Origin of the sequence: Pararhizobium sp. O133 (assembly GCF_051669845.1) — a bacterium.
Classification (GTDB): Bacteria; Pseudomonadota; Alphaproteobacteria; order Rhizobiales; family Rhizobiaceae; genus Pararhizobium.
The window spans coordinates 4475746-4489446 of sequence record NZ_CP196426.1; the positions used below are offsets into that span (position 1 = coordinate 4475746).

Sequence of the window (13701 nt, forward strand, 5' to 3'; positions counted from 1 at the left end):
TAAAAATCCCTTTTGTATCAATTGGTTGCATTACAAAAATGTAACTGGCGCGGGGAACAATCGCGTCTATCCTTCAGTCAGGGACAATGATCACTGAAAGGATTTGACATGCGGAAGAATACTCTCGTTCTCGGCGTCGTCGCCGCCAGCCTCGCTCTCACCGGCCTTGTCGCCCCGACATTCGCCGCCCGGCAGAAGCCCACGCCGGAACAACGCGCCGAGTTCATGATCAAGCGCCTCGATACCAATGGCGACAAGAAGGTCTCGCTCGAAGAAGCGCAGGCCCGCGCCTCCGAAGCTTTCAAGACGTTCGATACCAATGGCGATGGTCAGGTTTCGCGCGACGAGATCAAGGCCAAGCGCCAGGCCTTCCGCGAGGCCCGCAAGGAATGGCGAGCCGCCAAGGACAAGACTGGCGCGGAAAAGACCGCCGCCATGGACAAGCTGAAGGACATGCGCCCGGCCATGATGCCCGGCATGCGCGGCAAGATGTTCAAGCATGCCGACACCGACAGCAACGGCACGCTCAGCCTTGCCGAGGTGACCGAACAGGCCGGCAAGATGTTCAAGCGCCGCGACACCAACGGCGACGGCTTCATCGACGCTGCGGATTTTACGAAGAAGATCTGATCTCCATCCGGAGTGGCCTGCGAGGAAAGACAATCATCCCGCAGGTGGCACGGCTTGCTCCTCCCTTCTCCCCGCATGCGGGGAGAAGGTGCCCGAAGGGCGGATGAGGGGCTTCAGCTCAACATGGTTGAGGAGGACAGCCTTGTCCCCGTGGGAAGGATTAACCACCCGCCGCCGGCGGCGCGAAGCGGATCGCACGCCGGAACAGCGGATAGAGCCGGTCCAGCACCAGCATCACGACGAAGGACATTCCGACGAGCGGAAAGACCATGCCACCGAGGGCAAGCAGCGCGATCAGGCCGCGAAACACCCGCCGGTCCGATGGCATGGGCGGCACTCCGAGCGAGCCCTTCGGTCGCCGTTTCCACCACATGATGCCGGCCGAAACCGCGAGCAGGACAATGGCCATGCAGGCCGCCAGCAGGACAAGTTGGTTCGCCAGCCCGAATTCCTGGCCCATATGAACATTGATGCCCCATTCCAGCGCCTTGCCCATGGGACCGTAATCCGCATAGTGCATGTCGATCAGCGGCTTGCCGCTATACTGGTCGAGATGCACAACCCGCTGCTGCGAGACGTCGTCGGGATAGACCGAGCCCGTATAGACGCTATCGGCCGTCGTCGGGATTGTCACCGAATAGCCCCGGGAGAGACCCAGCCCTTCGATGGTTGCGACCGCCGCGTCGAGGCCGATCGCCTCCGTGCCATCCTTCGCCGGTGATTGCGGCACCTGCGCCTGTTCGAGCGACCAGGAGGTCTTGGCGATAGAGTTCAGATGTTCGCTCGACATCGGAACACCGACATACACGCCCGCAGGATAGCCGAAATTATTGCCGTTCGCCCATTCGTTGACCTTTTCGCCCCAGACGCCGGACCAGGGCATGCCGGTGACGGCGAGGAAGACGATGAAGAAGCCGACGAAGATACCGCTGACCGCATGCGTATCGCGCCAGAACACCCGCCGTTTCGGCGTGCCTCGAATGCTCATCACGCCGCCGGTCTGGCTACGCGGCCACCAGAGATAGATGCCGGTGGCCACCAGCAGGATAGACCAGCCGGCGGCGATCTCGATCAAGGCCCGGGCATAGGAGCCGAAATATTTCAGGCTGTGCAAATAACGGATCGTCCACATGATCGTGCCGCGATCCGGCAACGATCCCAGAACCTTGCCGTCATAGGGGTTCACGTAGACAGCCAGCTTGCCGGATGCTTCCGTGCTGACGGTGATCTCGGTCGAGCTATCCGCTGTTGCCGCATCGGTATATTTGGCGACGGTGCCCGGATAAGTCGCCAGCGCCGCAGCCACCATCGCCGACGGTGCCACTCTCGCCGCATCGTCGCGGACCTCCACCTGCTTCAGGTCGGAATGGATGATCGCGTCGAGTTCGTCGCGAAACAGATAGAGCGCGCCGGTCAGCGCAAGCGAAATGAGGAAGGGCAGGACGAGCAGGCCTGCATAGAAATGCCAGCGCCAGACGGCGCGGTAGAGGTCGGACGAGGAACGCACTGGGACGGCGGCGTTCGCGCGGCCGATCGTGAAATCGGACATGGGGGTTCTCCAGATGAGCGAAAGAGGCGGCCGCCGCAAGGCAAACGACCGGGCTTCAGGGCGTCATGCGGAGAGGGATGGAGGCGCGCGTGCCTCTGCGAAATTGCCGCGCGGGGCCACTGCGGCGAGGATTTGTCGGGTTGGATTCGGCTTGTCAGCCTGCTGGATCGGAGAGACGATGCCCGCGACATGGCTGGGCAGCACGGGCGTGACACTCGCCGCGAGTTGGCAGAGCGTCGCGCAGAGATCATGGGCGCGCTGAACCGGATCGCCGGGAACCGGTTTTTGCGCGGGATCGGTCTCATGCGCAATGCAAAGAATGTTGAACGGATCGACCGCGGCGCTCGCCATCGTTCCCTGGGCAAGACCGCCGAACAGCCCTTGCGCCAATAACAGAAAGCCGACGAGCGCCGCAATGGCGCCAGCCGACATTCTATCTTTCAGGACAAGCCGCAGGGTCTTCATACCGGCTCATTGCCACAGGAACGACCGCCTGTCACTGCGACACAAAGCCAATACGTTTTGGGAACGGTCATCGTGAGCCATACGCGGTCAGTGACGCTTGCCGGACGGCAGTTTTACCTCGCCTTCGTCCTCGCCGTCCCAATAATGCGCCCGCACGGCGCTGACCTTGATCATCACCACGCCCTTGGTATCGATGCCGTCCTTGAACCAGTCGTCGAGGTCCGGTGTCCAGTGTTCTTTGAAGGCTTCCTTGTCCTTGATCACGTCGGCCTCACCTTCGACGGCGACCGAAAATGCCTTTTTGCCTTGGAAAGAAAGGCCCACCTTGGAATTCTTCCTGATGTCATCGACCATGCGCGACTTTTCCCAGGTGAAATAATAGGAATCGCCGTCGTAATCGACTTCGCCATTGTTGCTCATCGGCCGCGCGGCAATGGCGCCTCCGTCGGTGTGTGTCGACAGCATGGCGATGTCAATATCGCGCATCTTCTTGGCGACTTCGGAAAGGCTCTTCTGCGGCATGTTTTTCTCCCTTGTCCACGACTGAACGGGAGAACGCGCCCGAAGCCGTTTGGTTCGGGCGCGGTTCAGCAATCGATCGGAAAGCCTGTTCTTACCTTTGGCCCGATGCCATCGGCACCGACGCCGGGTCGACCGTCTCGTAGAATTTCGAGATGATCTCCCAGGCCTCGTCGGCCGTTTCGACGAACTGGATCAGATCGACATCATCGGGAGCGATCGTGCCGAACTCCGCCAAGGCATCGAAATTCACCACCGTGCGCCAGAATTTCTCGCCGAACAGGATGAGCGGCACCAGCGCCATGCGGCCGGTCTGCATCAGCGTGATCGTCTCGAACAGTTCGTCAAGCGTGCCGAACCCGCCCGGAAAGACCGTCACGGCCTTGGCGCGCACCAGGAAATGCATCTTGCGGATGGCGAAATAGTGGAAATTGAAGGACAACTCCGGCGTTACATAGCGGTTCGGCGCCTGCTCGTGCGGAAGCACGATATTGAGCCCGATCGACGGCGCCCCGACATCGTCGGCGCCGCGGTTTCCCGCTTCCATGACGCCCGGCCCGCCGCCTGTGGTGACCACATATTCCTTGTATCCGGACTGGGCCGAATGCAGCGAGCAGAGCTTGGCGAATTTGCGCGCCTCGTCGTAGTAGATCGAGGCCGCCGTCAGGTTCTTGCGCTGGATGTCGTTCTTCGCCGCCCAGGCGTCACCGCCCGGCTCGGGAATGCGCGCGCCGCCGAACATCACCACCGTCGACTGGATGCCGCGTTCGGCCAGCATCATTTCCGGCTTCAAAAGCTCGAGTTGCAGCCGTATCGGTCGCAGTTCCTCGCGCGTCAGAAAATCGTCGTCCGCATAAGCAAGCCGATAGGCCGGAGACATCGACTGCGGCGTCTGCGGCACGCCGGCTGCCCGGTGCCGCGCCTGCTCGCTATCGACCAGGGGGTCCCAGACCCCGTCCTTGCGCCGCAGATTCCGTTTCTTCATTCTTGCCATGTCACACTTTCCTGCCGCAAACCGGCAGCAATTCATCGCTGCCGGATGCTCCTTCGAATGCATCGGGCGCTACGGATCAAATCACCCCGCAGCCATTCCGTGCCATAGACCTTCATCCGCCGCCGACCGCAACCGAAAACCACTTCAATTTTTCGGGATCATGCTCTAGAGCAGGTTACGATATCCGCCGAAGTTTAAGGAATTCCGATGACGACCCATGATCTCGCCGCCCTGTCGAAGACCATCGACGCCGCTTTCGACAATCGCGACACCGTGACCCTTACGACCACAGGCGAGATCCGCGACGCGGTGGAAGCCGCGCTGAACCTGTTGGACGCTGGCAAGGTCCGTGTCGCCGAGCGCGGTTCCGACGGAAACTGGACGGTCAACCAGTGGCTGAAGAAGGCCGTGCTCCTGTCGTTCCGGCTGAACGACATGGAAGTCGTCAAGGGTGGTTCGGGCCAGTCGACCTGGTGGGACAAGGTGCCGTCGAAATTCGAAGGCTGGGGTGAAAGCCAGTTCCGCGACGCCGGTTTCCGCGCCGTGCCGAACGCAGTCGTGCGCCGCTCCGCCTACATCGCCCCGAATGCCATCCTGATGCCGTCCTTCGTCAATCTCGGCGCCTATGTCGGCGAAGGCACCATGGTCGACACCTGGGCGACCGTCGGTTCCTGCGCCCAGATCGGCAGCCACGTGCACCTGTCCGGCGGCGTCGGCATCGGCGGCGTGCTGGAACCGATGCAGGCCGGCCCGACGATCATCGAGGACAATTGCTTCATCGGCGCCCGCTCGGAAGTGGTCGAGGGCTGCATCGTGCGCGAAGGCTCCGTGCTCGGCATGGGCGTGTTCATCGGCAAATCGACCAAGATCGTCGATCGCGCCACCGGCGAAGTGACCTATGGCGAAGTTCCGCCCTATTCCGTCGTCGTTGCCGGCTCGATGGGCTCGGGTGCGGTCATGCCGAACGGCGTCGTTGCTCCGAACCTCTACTGCGCCGTCATCGTCAAGCGCGTCGATGAAAAGACCCGCTCCAAGACCGGCATCAACGAACTGCTGCGAGACTGATCATGGTGACGGAGGGGCAGCAGACCATGACCTGGCTGTTCTTCAGCCCCTCCGGCCGTCTATCCCGCCTGCCCTATTTCCTCGGCTGGCTGTTCTGGATCGTCATCGGCGGCTTTTTCTGCGCACGCATATTCGCGGTCCAGGACAACGATATCGCCTTGGCGCTCTGGACGCTCGCCCTCGTCGTCATGGGCCTCGTCTCCACCGTTTCCATTGTCATGCTGACGATCAAACGTCTGCACGATGTCGGCTATCCCGGCATGTACGCCATCTGCCTTTTCATCCCGGTGCTCAGTCTTGTGATGTTCGTCGTGCTCTGCGTGTGGCCCGGCCTTCGCGATGAGTCGGCCCTTCGCCGCAACCCGTGACTTTCACCGCAGCGGCATGGAAAAGGTAAAACGCGTTTCCTCAGGTGACGACGTCACCCGCAATCTGCCCTTGTGCGAGCGGGCGATTTCCGAGGCGATATAAAGTCCGAGCCCCAATCCCGATGCATTGGCCGTGTCGGACGCCCGCACGAAGGGCTTGAACAGGTCCTTGACGACATCGTCGGCGATCGGCTCGCCGCCATTGGAGACCGACAGTTCGAACCGGTCTTTGACGGCGGCGGACCGAACCCGGATTGGGCTTCCAGAATCGCCATGCGTCAGCGCGTTGGCAAGCAGGTTGGACAAAAGCTGTCCGATACGCCCCTCGTCGCAGCGCACGAGCGCATCCGTCAAATTGGTTTCGATCACCCGCTCAGGATTGGCGATCCGCAATTCGGCGATGACCTGCTCGAGCACCGGCCGCAGCGGCACGGCCTCCGCCTGCTCGATCGGGATCCCGCCGCCCATCCGCCCGCGGGCGAAATCGAGCACATTGTCGATCAGACCCGACATGCGCGAAATGCTGTTCTGCATCAAGCCCAGGATCGATTTGCTCTTGTCGTCGTTGATCGTCCGCTGCAGCATCCGCGTTCCTGCATCGATCGAGGCCAGCGGGTTACGCAGGTCATGGCCGAGCACGGCGATGAACTGCTCGCGCAATTCGCTGCCCTGCCGCTCATGCTCGATCCGTTCATGGGCGTCGAGATGGAAGGCGATCAGACTGGCGAACAGCTTGAACATGCCGGCGATCTCCGGCGTATTCAGGGTGCGCGGCACGGTGTCGATCGCACAGAGCGTACCGAAGAAGGAGCCGTCGTCCAGCATGATCGGCACGGAGATATAGCTCTGCAGCCCATAGATCTGCGGCGTGTGATGCGTGGCGTAATGTGGATCCTCGGCAACGTTGTCGATGATGACGGGCTTCCGGTGGTCGCGGATTTCATTGCAGATCGTCGTCTCGATCTTCAATTCGCCGCCCGGCGCCAGCCCGAAGGCAAGGTTATCCTGGACACCACAGGCGATCCACTGATCCACCGTTACGCGCGCGACGGCCGCAAAGCGCATGCCGGTCGTCTTGCAGACGACATCGAGTATCGTCGGCACGGCGCTGATCTGCGCAATCACGTCAACGGCGGCGTGGGGAGTGTCGTTCAATGCATTACTTTCGGTTGAAGAATAAAGGGAGCAGACCATCCCTTGTCGGTCCAATGCGGCCAACATGCAAGCCTGCTCCCCGAAAGGTCCTCAGAAAGACCGCCGATTGCGGCCTTATGCCTTGGGTTCGAACGGCTTCGGGCGGCGTGCCGCTCCTTGACGTTCCAGCATCCAGCCGGGATATTCCGGCGGCAGGGCGCTGACGGCGTTGAGCTTTTCCAGATCCTCCGCATCCAGCTTCAGGTCGACCGCCTTCAGATTCTCCTCCAACTGTTCGACCCTCTTCGCGCCGACAATGACGCTGGTGACGAACGGCTTGGCGAGGATGAAGGCAAGCGCCACTTCGGCAACGCTGGCGCCGTGCTTGGCAGCGACCTCGCGCATGGCAGCGACGCAATCCCAGGCGCGGTCGGTATTGACCGGCGGGAAGTCGAAATTTGCCCGGCGACCTGCGCCATTGCCTGGAGTACCGGGTCCGTACTTGCCCGAGAGCAGGCCGCCGGCCAGCGGCGACCAGACCATCAGGCCCATCTTCTCCTCGGTCAAAAGCGGTACGATCTCGCGCTCGAGATCACGGCCGGCGATCGAATAATAGGCCTGCAGGCTGTCGAACTGGGCAAAACCCTTGCGCTCGGAAATGCCCAGCGCCTTGGCGATCCGCCAGGCCTGCCAGTTGGACACGCCGATATAGCGAACCAGTCCGCCGGAAACGAGATCGTCGAGCGCCCTGAGTGTTTCGTCGATCGGCGTGACCGGATCGGTCGCATGGATCTGGTAGAGGTCGATATGGTCCATCTGCAGGCGATCAAGGCTGGCCTCGACCGAATCCATGATGTGACCGCGCGAGGCGCCGCGGTCATTCGGACCATCGCCCATCTGGCCGTAAACCTTGGTGGCGATCACGACATCCTTGCGATCGACGCCGAGATTGATCAGCGACTGGCCGAGCAATTCCTCGGAAATGCCGTTGGAATAGACATCCGCCGTATCGATGAAATTGACGCCGGCATCAAGCGACCGTTTGACGATCCCATCGGCGGCGTCTTGGTCGACGTCGGCGATCGAACCCCACATTCCTTCGTTTGCTGGCCCGAAGGTCATGGTCCCAAGGCAGATTTCCGAAACGAACAGGCCGGTCTTGCCAAGCTGATTGTAACGCATGGTGTGCTCCATTTATCCATGGGGGAAAGCCCGATGCGGGCCGGTATGGTTGCTTCGTGAGATAGGGCGCAAACACTGTCTCGCCAGCGCCCGGAGTAATCTGAATCGTGACGGATCGCGCTATTCGGCGGCAACTTGCATGCGCAGGGCCGCAATGTCGCGCAACGGGGACAGGCCATAGAGCCTTGTATATTCCAGTCCGAATTGCGACGGGCTCTGGTAGCCGACTGTGTGTCCGGCGTTGCCCGCATCCATGTTTTCCACCAGCATCAGCCGTCGGGCTTCGTTAAGCCTCAGTTGTTTCTGGTATTGCATCGGCGTCATCGCCGTGACGGCCTTGAAATGGTGATGCAGGGACGAAACACTCATGCCGATATGATCAGCGAGGTCTTCGATGCGAAGCGGCCTTGTATAATTGTCGCGCAGCCAGGCGATCGCCCTTGCGACGCGGTTGCCGGGACTGTCGGCGGTGGCGATCTGGATCAGCCGCGACGCATGGACACCGGTCAGCAATCGATAGAGAATTTCCTGCTCGATCAACGGCGCAACGCCCGGAATGTCGTCTGGAGTATCAAGGAGCTGGATATATCGCAGCGTCGCGTCGACAAGCGATGGTGGCGCCTTGGTCACGGCCAGTCCGCGTGTCCCGCCGGCCGTCGCCGCAACCGCCGGCACGGCGATGAGCTGCAGCACTTCGCGGACCCTGTCGGGGTCGATCACCATGGCCACGCCGAGATGCGGCTTTTCGGGGCTGGCGGTGATCGTCTTGGAACTGACGGGCAGGTCGACGGAAACGACAAGGCAGTCTCCAGCGCCGTAATTATAGATTTCCTGCCCGAGTTTGAGGCTTTTCTCACCGCCGACGACCAACGCGAAAACCGGGCGATAGGCCGAATGGGTCATGACCGTCGGCGCGGTCTGGCGCCCGATGAACAGGTTGTCGATGATCGTCTGCTGCGATCCTTCGCCCTCGACATGACGCGAAATGATGTCCGCGATTGTCCCAAGATTGTCAGTTTGTGTCTTCATGTTTCTGTCCAAGATCGCTGTGTGTGCGGCTCGACACAAGCTAGTACCGAAAGGTGGGCGGTGAAATGCCCCCATCCCCACATTTGCAGGATCACATATAAATCTCGCAGGATCGCTGTAACGCATGAGCCCTTGTCTGCCGCATGCTTGGGATATCGGACAAACGAAGTCCGAAGAATCAAGGATGATCCCATGACAAGATTGACCGGAAAGATCGCCGTCGTCAGCGGCGCTGCCAATGGACCGACGGCGCGCATCGCTGCCCGGCTTGCCGCCGAAGGTGCTGCCGTCGTGCTCAACGATGCCGCCGACAGCGAAGGTGCGGTCCGGGTCGCCGCCGGCATCGTCCGGCGCGGGGGCCGCGCAATTGCCGTTCAGGGCGACGTGTCGAAGGCACAGGATGTCCGGCGCATCTTCCGTGCTGCCGTGGAAATTTTCGGCCGACCCGATATCGTCGTCAACAATGCCGGCATTTTCCGGGTCGAGCCGATCGAAGCACCGGAAGATGCCGGCCGCGCCTTCGCGGTCAACGTCTTCGGTACGTTCCTGATGTGCCAGGAAGCCGCGCGCCAGTTCGACGGACGCGGCGGCATGATCATCAACATGAGCTCGGCGGAAAACAGCGGCGCCGTGCCGGACGAAGAAACTCACGCGACCATCAAGGGGGCGATCGACATGCTGACGCTCGGCCTTGCCAGTGATTTCGCTTCGCGCGGCATCCGCGTCGTCTCGGTTGATCCGGCAGGCTTCGACACACTGGACCTCTCCATTGACGAGCTACCTGGACGGTCCGCACGGCATCTTTCCGGCCTGCTGCATCACCGCGCCAGGTTGTCGGGCAGTCGCGCACTCCCTGGCGCCGGCGATGTCGCCTTCATCCGCAACGAACTGGTCGCATCGACCGGCTGGCGCGGCTGGTAGAGGTGGTGAAGTCTAACCACATCAGCGGTGACTTCGAAAAAATTTCCCCGCCCATCCCCGCCGTGAAAACCCATGCCATCATCATCCCTTTCCGCCAATGGATACAAAGCCCCCCTCTGGCCTGTCGGCCATCTCCCCCACAAGGGGGGAGAGATCCTGCCGCAGCCCCTTGTTTTCAATGACGGACCGGGCGGCCGGTTAAGCCCCTCCCCCTTGTGGGGAGGGGTTGGGGAGGGGACTTTTCCAGATGCAATAACCCTCCCGCTCAAAGGCAAGACAAAGACACCGCAAACCTCCAAGCCCACCCCGTGACAGCCCGGCATGGATCGGCTAAACCAAGCCCGTACAACAACAGGCCTTGTTTGATGACTGCTACCGATCCCGTCGCCAATCTTTCCACCCTCATTCGCTGCCCCTCCGTCACACCCGCCGAAGGCGGGGCGTTGACGGCGCTGGAGGCGATGCTGAAGCCGTTGGGCTTTGCCACGCACCGGGTAACGGCGACCGAGGAAGGCACCCCGGATATCGACAACCTCTATGCCCGCATCGGCACCGACGGGCCGCACCTGATGTTTGCCGGCCATACCGATGTCGTGCCCGTGGGCGACGAGGCAGCCTGGACGCACGGCCCCTTCTCGGCCGATATTTCGGATGGCGAGATGTACGGACGCGGCGCCGTCGATATGAAGGGCGGCATCGCCTGCTTTGCCGCCGCCGTGGCCCGCCATATCGAAAACAACGGTCCGCCCAAGGGCTCGATCTCCTTCCTCATCACCGGCGACGAGGAGGGTCCAGCGATCAACGGCACCATCAAGCTGCTCGAGTGGGCCGCGTCGCGAGGCGAGCGCTGGGACGCATGCCTGGTCGGCGAACCGACCAATCCCGACACGCTCGGCGACATGATCAAGATCGGTCGCCGAGGCTCACTGTCGGGCACGATCACCGTGCACGGCGTGCAGGGCCATGCGGCCTATCCGCATCTGGCCGACAGCCCCGTGCGCGGCATTCTCGCGTTGACCCAAGCGCTGATGGACCCGCCCTTCGATGGCGGCACCGACAATTTCCAGCCGTCCAATCTGGAAGTGACGACGATCGACGTCGGCAACAAGGCCGTCAACGTCATCCCCGCGAAGGCGTCGGCCAGCTTCAATATCCGCTTCAATGACACCTGGGACGCCGACCGGCTGAAGGCGGAGATCATCGCAAGGCTCGACCGCGCCGCCACCGACGGCGTGCTGCGTCCCGGCCGCGCGCCGGTCGGATACGACATCGTCTGGAGCGAGCGCCCGAGCCACGTGTTTCTCACCCGCAACAATGCCCTGATCGCCTCGCTGTCGGGCGCCGTCGAGGCCGTCACCGGCCGCGAGCCGAAGCTCTCGACCACCGGGGGCACGTCGGACGCGCGTTTCATCAAGGATTATTGCCCGGTCGTCGAATTCGGCCTTGTCGGCCAGACCATGCATATGGTCGACGAACGCGTCGCGGTCGCCGATCTGGAAATACTGACCAACATCTACGAGACCTTCATCAGCCGCTGGTTCGGTCATGCCGCAGATTGAAGAAATCGGATACTATTTAAAGGGACTCTGGCTGCTGATCCTCGGCGACAAGAGCGGTTTCGACTGGCTCGACATCTCCGCACCCGGCGTCTGGCGCTCGTTTGCTGCGATCCTGTGGTGCCTTCCGGCCATGGCCGTCGGCTGGGCCGCATGGCGGCTGTTCTATCTCGAACAGATGCCGCAAGGCACGGAAACGGGTCTGCTGTTCATCTTCAAGCTGCTCCTCGTCGATACTGCGATGTGGATCGTACCGCTGGTTCTGATAGCGATGCTGGCGAAGCCTCTCGGCTATGCGGATCTGCTCGCCCCGATCATCGTCACGACCAACTGGCTTTCCGTCCCGACCGTCTATGCCATGGCCGTGCCGCTGACGATCCGGCTGATCATTCCCGGCGCGGAGGGGCTGGCCTATCTCCTGTCCTTCATCCTGCTGATCGCGAATTTCACGGCGATCTTCCGGTTGATCAAAACAATCGCCGACGATCAGTTGCTGCTGGCATCCGCCATTTCCGCCCTGCTGATTCTGCCGTCGCTGATGCTGAGCGAAGGTCTGCCGCGGCTTTTCGGCGTAATGCCAGTCTTTGCCGCAGCACTTCAGTAATCGACCTGCATGAAATAGAGCCCTTCCGGCGGCGCCACCGGGCCGCAGGCCTTGCGGTCGCGCGCTTCCAGAGCCGTTCGCACATCGTCCGGCGTCCAGCGTCCGTCGCCCACCAGTTTCAGCGTGCCGGCAAAGGAGCGAATCTGATTGTGCAGGAAACTTTGTGCGGTCGCCCGCATCTCGATCACGTCACCATTGCGGATGACATCCAGCCGGTCGAGCGTGCGCACGGGGCTGTTGGCCTGGCAATGGGTCGAGCGGAAAGTCGTGAAATCGTGCCGCCCGACCAGAATCTGCGCCGCCTCGTGCATCGCCTCGTGGTCGATCGGCTTCGAGACCCACCAGGCGCGCTTCGCCTCGAGCGCCAGCGGCGAGGGCCGCGAAATGATGCGATAAAGATAATGCCGCCGCAGCGCCGAGAACCGCGCGTCGAATTCGTCCGGCACCTCCGCCGCCTCCAAGATCGACACCTGCTCGCGCGCCTGGCCGAGATAGGCGTTCAGGGCATTGCGCAGCGTGTCCGGTTTCCACTGCCGCGAAAGATCGGCATGCGCCACCTGCCCACGCGCATGCACGCCGGAATCGGTCCGCCCCGCGCCGCGGACCAAAACAGGCTCCCTGGTCAGTGCCACAATCGCCTTTTCGATCGCGCCCTGCACGGACGGCCCATTGTCCTGCCGCTGCCAGCCGACATAATTCGAGCCATCATATTCGACGGTCATGCGAAAGCGCGGCATCAGAAAAGCCTTGTGCCAGCGGGAATGGGCGTGCCGCGCCGGAATTCGTCTGCGCCCAGCACCTTGCCGCCGGCCTTTTGCAGCCGCGTCAGGCGCACCGAACCATCGCCGCAGGCAATCGTCAGATCGTCGAACAGGGCCGTTCCGGTTTCCCCGCCCGCGGTCTCGACCACTGAGGACAGGACTTTCACGCGTTCGGGCTTGCCGGCGATCTCAAGCTCGAACCAGGCTCCGGGAAAGGGCGACAGACCACGAATATGATTGTGGACTTCAGTCGCAGGCTTCGAAAAATCGATCCGCGTCTCGGCCTTGCTGATCTTGGCGGCATAGATCACGCCCTGCTCGGCCTGCGGCGTCAACGGCAGGTCGCCGCCATCGAGCTTGTCCATCGCCTGCCTCATCAGCTCCGCGCCGGCCAGCATCAGGCGATCGTGCAATTCGGCTGATGTCATCTCGCTGCCGATGGCGACAACGTTGGTCAGCGCGACAGCGCCGGTGTCGAGGCCCTTGTCCATCTTCATCACCATCATGCCGGTCTCATGATCGCCGGCCATGATCGCCCGCTGGATCGGAGCAGCGCCGCGCCAGCGCGGCAGGAGGGAGGCATGGCCGTTATAGCAGCCGAGCCGCGTTCCATTGAGGATATCCTCCGGCAGCAGCAGGCCATAGGCGATGACCACGGCGACATCGGCATCGAAATCACGGAAGGTCTGGCGGTCTGTGGCATCCTTGAAATTGACCGGGGTCAGGACGGGAATGCCAAGCAGTTCCGCCGCCTGATGCACCGGCGATTTCTGCAGGTCGAGGCCACGGCGCCCGCCCGGTCGCGGCGGCTGGGTGTAGACGGCGACGATCTTGTGGCCGGCCTGCGCCAGCGCTGCCAGCGTCGGCACCGAAAACTCGGGCGTTCCCATGAAAATGATACGAAGCGACACGGTGCGCGGACTC

At 62.1% G+C, this 13701-nt stretch carries 15 protein-coding genes; 6 read left to right on the forward strand and 9 right to left on the reverse strand.

The window, feature by feature from the left end; translation table 11 throughout:
• Positions 1-108: 108 nt before the first annotated feature.
• Positions 109-630 carry an EF-hand domain-containing protein gene (locus ACST81_RS21740; protein WP_438750514.1) on the forward strand — a complete coding sequence of 174 codons (522 nt, stop codon included), beginning with the start codon at positions 109-111 and terminating at the stop codon, positions 628-630.
• A gap of 160 nt (positions 631-790) precedes the next feature.
• On the opposite strand, the gene ACST81_RS21745 is transcribed toward ACST81_RS21740, so the two are convergent.
• The 4 genes from ACST81_RS21745 to ACST81_RS21760 form a co-directional block, all read right to left on the reverse strand.
• The gene (locus ACST81_RS21745) at positions 791-2179 is read right to left on the reverse strand and encodes a PepSY-associated TM helix domain-containing protein (protein ID WP_438750515.1); all 1389 of its coding nucleotides are present in this window, start codon (positions 2177-2179) and stop codon (positions 791-793) included.
• A 63-nt stretch (positions 2180-2242) separates the two neighbouring features.
• Positions 2243-2644 carry a DUF2946 family protein gene (locus tag ACST81_RS21750; protein ID WP_438750516.1) on the reverse strand — a complete coding sequence of 134 codons (402 nt, stop codon included), beginning with the start codon at positions 2642-2644 and terminating at the stop codon, positions 2243-2245.
• Positions 2645-2731: 87 nt separating this feature from the next.
• Positions 2732-3166 (reverse strand): pyridoxamine 5'-phosphate oxidase family protein, encoded by a 435-nt coding sequence (locus ACST81_RS21755; RefSeq protein ID WP_113564689.1) that lies wholly within the window; start codon positions 3164-3166, stop codon positions 2732-2734.
• A gap of 91 nt (positions 3167-3257) precedes the next feature.
• Positions 3258-4157, reverse strand: a complete 900-nt coding sequence (locus tag ACST81_RS21760; protein ID WP_438750517.1) for an LOG family protein — start codon at positions 4155-4157, stop codon at positions 3258-3260.
• Positions 4158-4364: 207 nt separating this feature from the next.
• Here ACST81_RS21760 and dapD point away from each other — a divergent pair, with 207 nt between their 5' ends.
• Both dapD and ACST81_RS21770 read left to right on the forward strand, forming a co-directional pair.
• Entirely contained in the window at positions 4365-5222 is an 858-nt protein-coding gene (gene dapD, locus ACST81_RS21765) for a 2,3,4,5-tetrahydropyridine-2,6-dicarboxylate N-succinyltransferase (protein WP_438750518.1), read from the forward strand.
• 2 nt (positions 5223-5224) lie between these two features.
• Positions 5225-5590 carry a DUF805 domain-containing protein gene (locus ACST81_RS21770; RefSeq protein WP_438750521.1) on the forward strand — a complete coding sequence of 122 codons (366 nt, stop codon included), beginning with the start codon at positions 5225-5227 and terminating at the stop codon, positions 5588-5590.
• Positions 5591-5593: 3 nt separating this feature from the next.
• Here ACST81_RS21770 and ACST81_RS21775 read toward each other — a convergent pair whose 3' ends face one another.
• The 3 genes from ACST81_RS21775 to ACST81_RS21785 form a co-directional block, all read right to left on the reverse strand.
• A complete protein-coding gene (locus ACST81_RS21775; protein WP_438750523.1) occupies positions 5594-6745 on the reverse strand; it encodes a GAF domain-containing sensor histidine kinase in 1152 nt (383 codons plus the stop codon).
• A gap of 114 nt (positions 6746-6859) precedes the next feature.
• Positions 6860-7906 carry an aldo/keto reductase gene (locus ACST81_RS21780; RefSeq protein ID WP_438750524.1) on the reverse strand — a complete coding sequence of 349 codons (1047 nt, stop codon included), beginning with the start codon at positions 7904-7906 and terminating at the stop codon, positions 6860-6862.
• A 120-nt stretch (positions 7907-8026) separates the two neighbouring features.
• Complete coding sequence (locus ACST81_RS21785) at positions 8027-8935, reverse strand: AraC family transcriptional regulator (RefSeq protein WP_438750525.1); 909 nt, start codon at positions 8933-8935, stop codon at positions 8027-8029.
• A 192-nt stretch (positions 8936-9127) separates the two neighbouring features.
• On the opposite strand from ACST81_RS21785, the gene ACST81_RS21790 reads away from it, so the two are divergent.
• The 3 genes from ACST81_RS21790 (at position 9128) to ACST81_RS21800 (ending at position 12016) form a co-directional block, all read left to right on the forward strand.
• The gene (locus ACST81_RS21790) at positions 9128-9856 is read left to right on the forward strand and encodes an SDR family NAD(P)-dependent oxidoreductase (RefSeq protein WP_438750526.1); all 729 of its coding nucleotides are present in this window, start codon (positions 9128-9130) and stop codon (positions 9854-9856) included.
• Positions 9857-10221: 365 nt separating this feature from the next.
• Complete coding sequence (gene dapE / locus ACST81_RS21795) at positions 10222-11415, forward strand: succinyl-diaminopimelate desuccinylase (protein WP_438750527.1); 1194 nt, start codon at positions 10222-10224, stop codon at positions 11413-11415.
• The gene (locus ACST81_RS21800) at positions 11402-12016 is read left to right on the forward strand and encodes a hypothetical protein (RefSeq protein WP_438750529.1); all 615 of its coding nucleotides are present in this window, start codon (positions 11402-11404) and stop codon (positions 12014-12016) included. Before dapE ends, ACST81_RS21800 begins: the two co-directional genes overlap by 14 nt.
• Here ACST81_RS21800 and truA read toward each other — a convergent pair.
• Together truA and fmt are read right to left on the reverse strand one after the other, a co-directional pair.
• On the reverse strand, positions 12010-12753 hold the full coding sequence (gene truA / locus ACST81_RS21805; protein WP_438750530.1) for a tRNA pseudouridine(38-40) synthase TruA: 744 nt from the start codon (positions 12751-12753) through the stop codon (positions 12010-12012). The two genes, ACST81_RS21800 and truA, sit on opposite strands and share 7 nt — an antisense overlap.
• On the reverse strand, positions 12753-13688 hold the full coding sequence (fmt, locus tag ACST81_RS21810; protein ID WP_438750531.1) for a methionyl-tRNA formyltransferase: 936 nt from the start codon (positions 13686-13688) through the stop codon (positions 12753-12755). Before fmt ends, truA begins: the two co-directional genes overlap by 1 nt.
• Positions 13689-13701 lie beyond the last annotated feature (13 nt).

Bases quoted from the DNA above. Each gene is read 5' to 3' on its own strand.
- truA (WP_438750530.1), bottom strand. From the start codon at position 12,753: ATGCCGCGCTTTCGCATGACCGTCGAATATGATGGCTCGAATTATGTC.
- ACST81_RS21800 (WP_438750529.1), top strand. From the start codon at position 11,402: ATGCCGCAGATTGAAGAAATCGGATACTATTTAAAGGGACTCTGGCTG.
- ACST81_RS21790 (WP_438750526.1), top strand. From the start codon at position 9,128: ATGACAAGATTGACCGGAAAGATCGCCGTCGTCAGCGGCGCTGCCAAT.
- dapD (WP_438750518.1), top strand. From the start codon at position 4,365: ATGACGACCCATGATCTCGCCGCCCTGTCGAAGACCATCGACGCCGCT.
- ACST81_RS21760 (WP_438750517.1), bottom strand. From the start codon at position 4,157: ATGGCAAGAATGAAGAAACGGAATCTGCGGCGCAAGGACGGGGTCTGG.
- ACST81_RS21740 (WP_438750514.1), top strand. From the start codon at position 109: ATGCGGAAGAATACTCTCGTTCTCGGCGTCGTCGCCGCCAGCCTCGCT.
- ACST81_RS21780 (WP_438750524.1), bottom strand. From the start codon at position 7,906: ATGCGTTACAATCAGCTTGGCAAGACCGGCCTGTTCGTTTCGGAAATC.
- ACST81_RS21770 (WP_438750521.1), top strand. From the start codon at position 5,225: ATGGTGACGGAGGGGCAGCAGACCATGACCTGGCTGTTCTTCAGCCCC.
- dapE (WP_438750527.1), top strand. From the start codon at position 10,222: ATGACTGCTACCGATCCCGTCGCCAATCTTTCCACCCTCATTCGCTGC.
- ACST81_RS21745 (WP_438750515.1), bottom strand. From the start codon at position 2,179: ATGTCCGATTTCACGATCGGCCGCGCGAACGCCGCCGTCCCAGTGCGT.
- ACST81_RS21750 (WP_438750516.1), bottom strand. From the start codon at position 2,644: ATGAAGACCCTGCGGCTTGTCCTGAAAGATAGAATGTCGGCTGGCGCC.
- ACST81_RS21755 (WP_113564689.1), bottom strand. From the start codon at position 3,166: ATGCCGCAGAAGAGCCTTTCCGAAGTCGCCAAGAAGATGCGCGATATT.
- ACST81_RS21785 (WP_438750525.1), bottom strand. From the start codon at position 8,935: ATGAAGACACAAACTGACAATCTTGGGACAATCGCGGACATCATTTCG.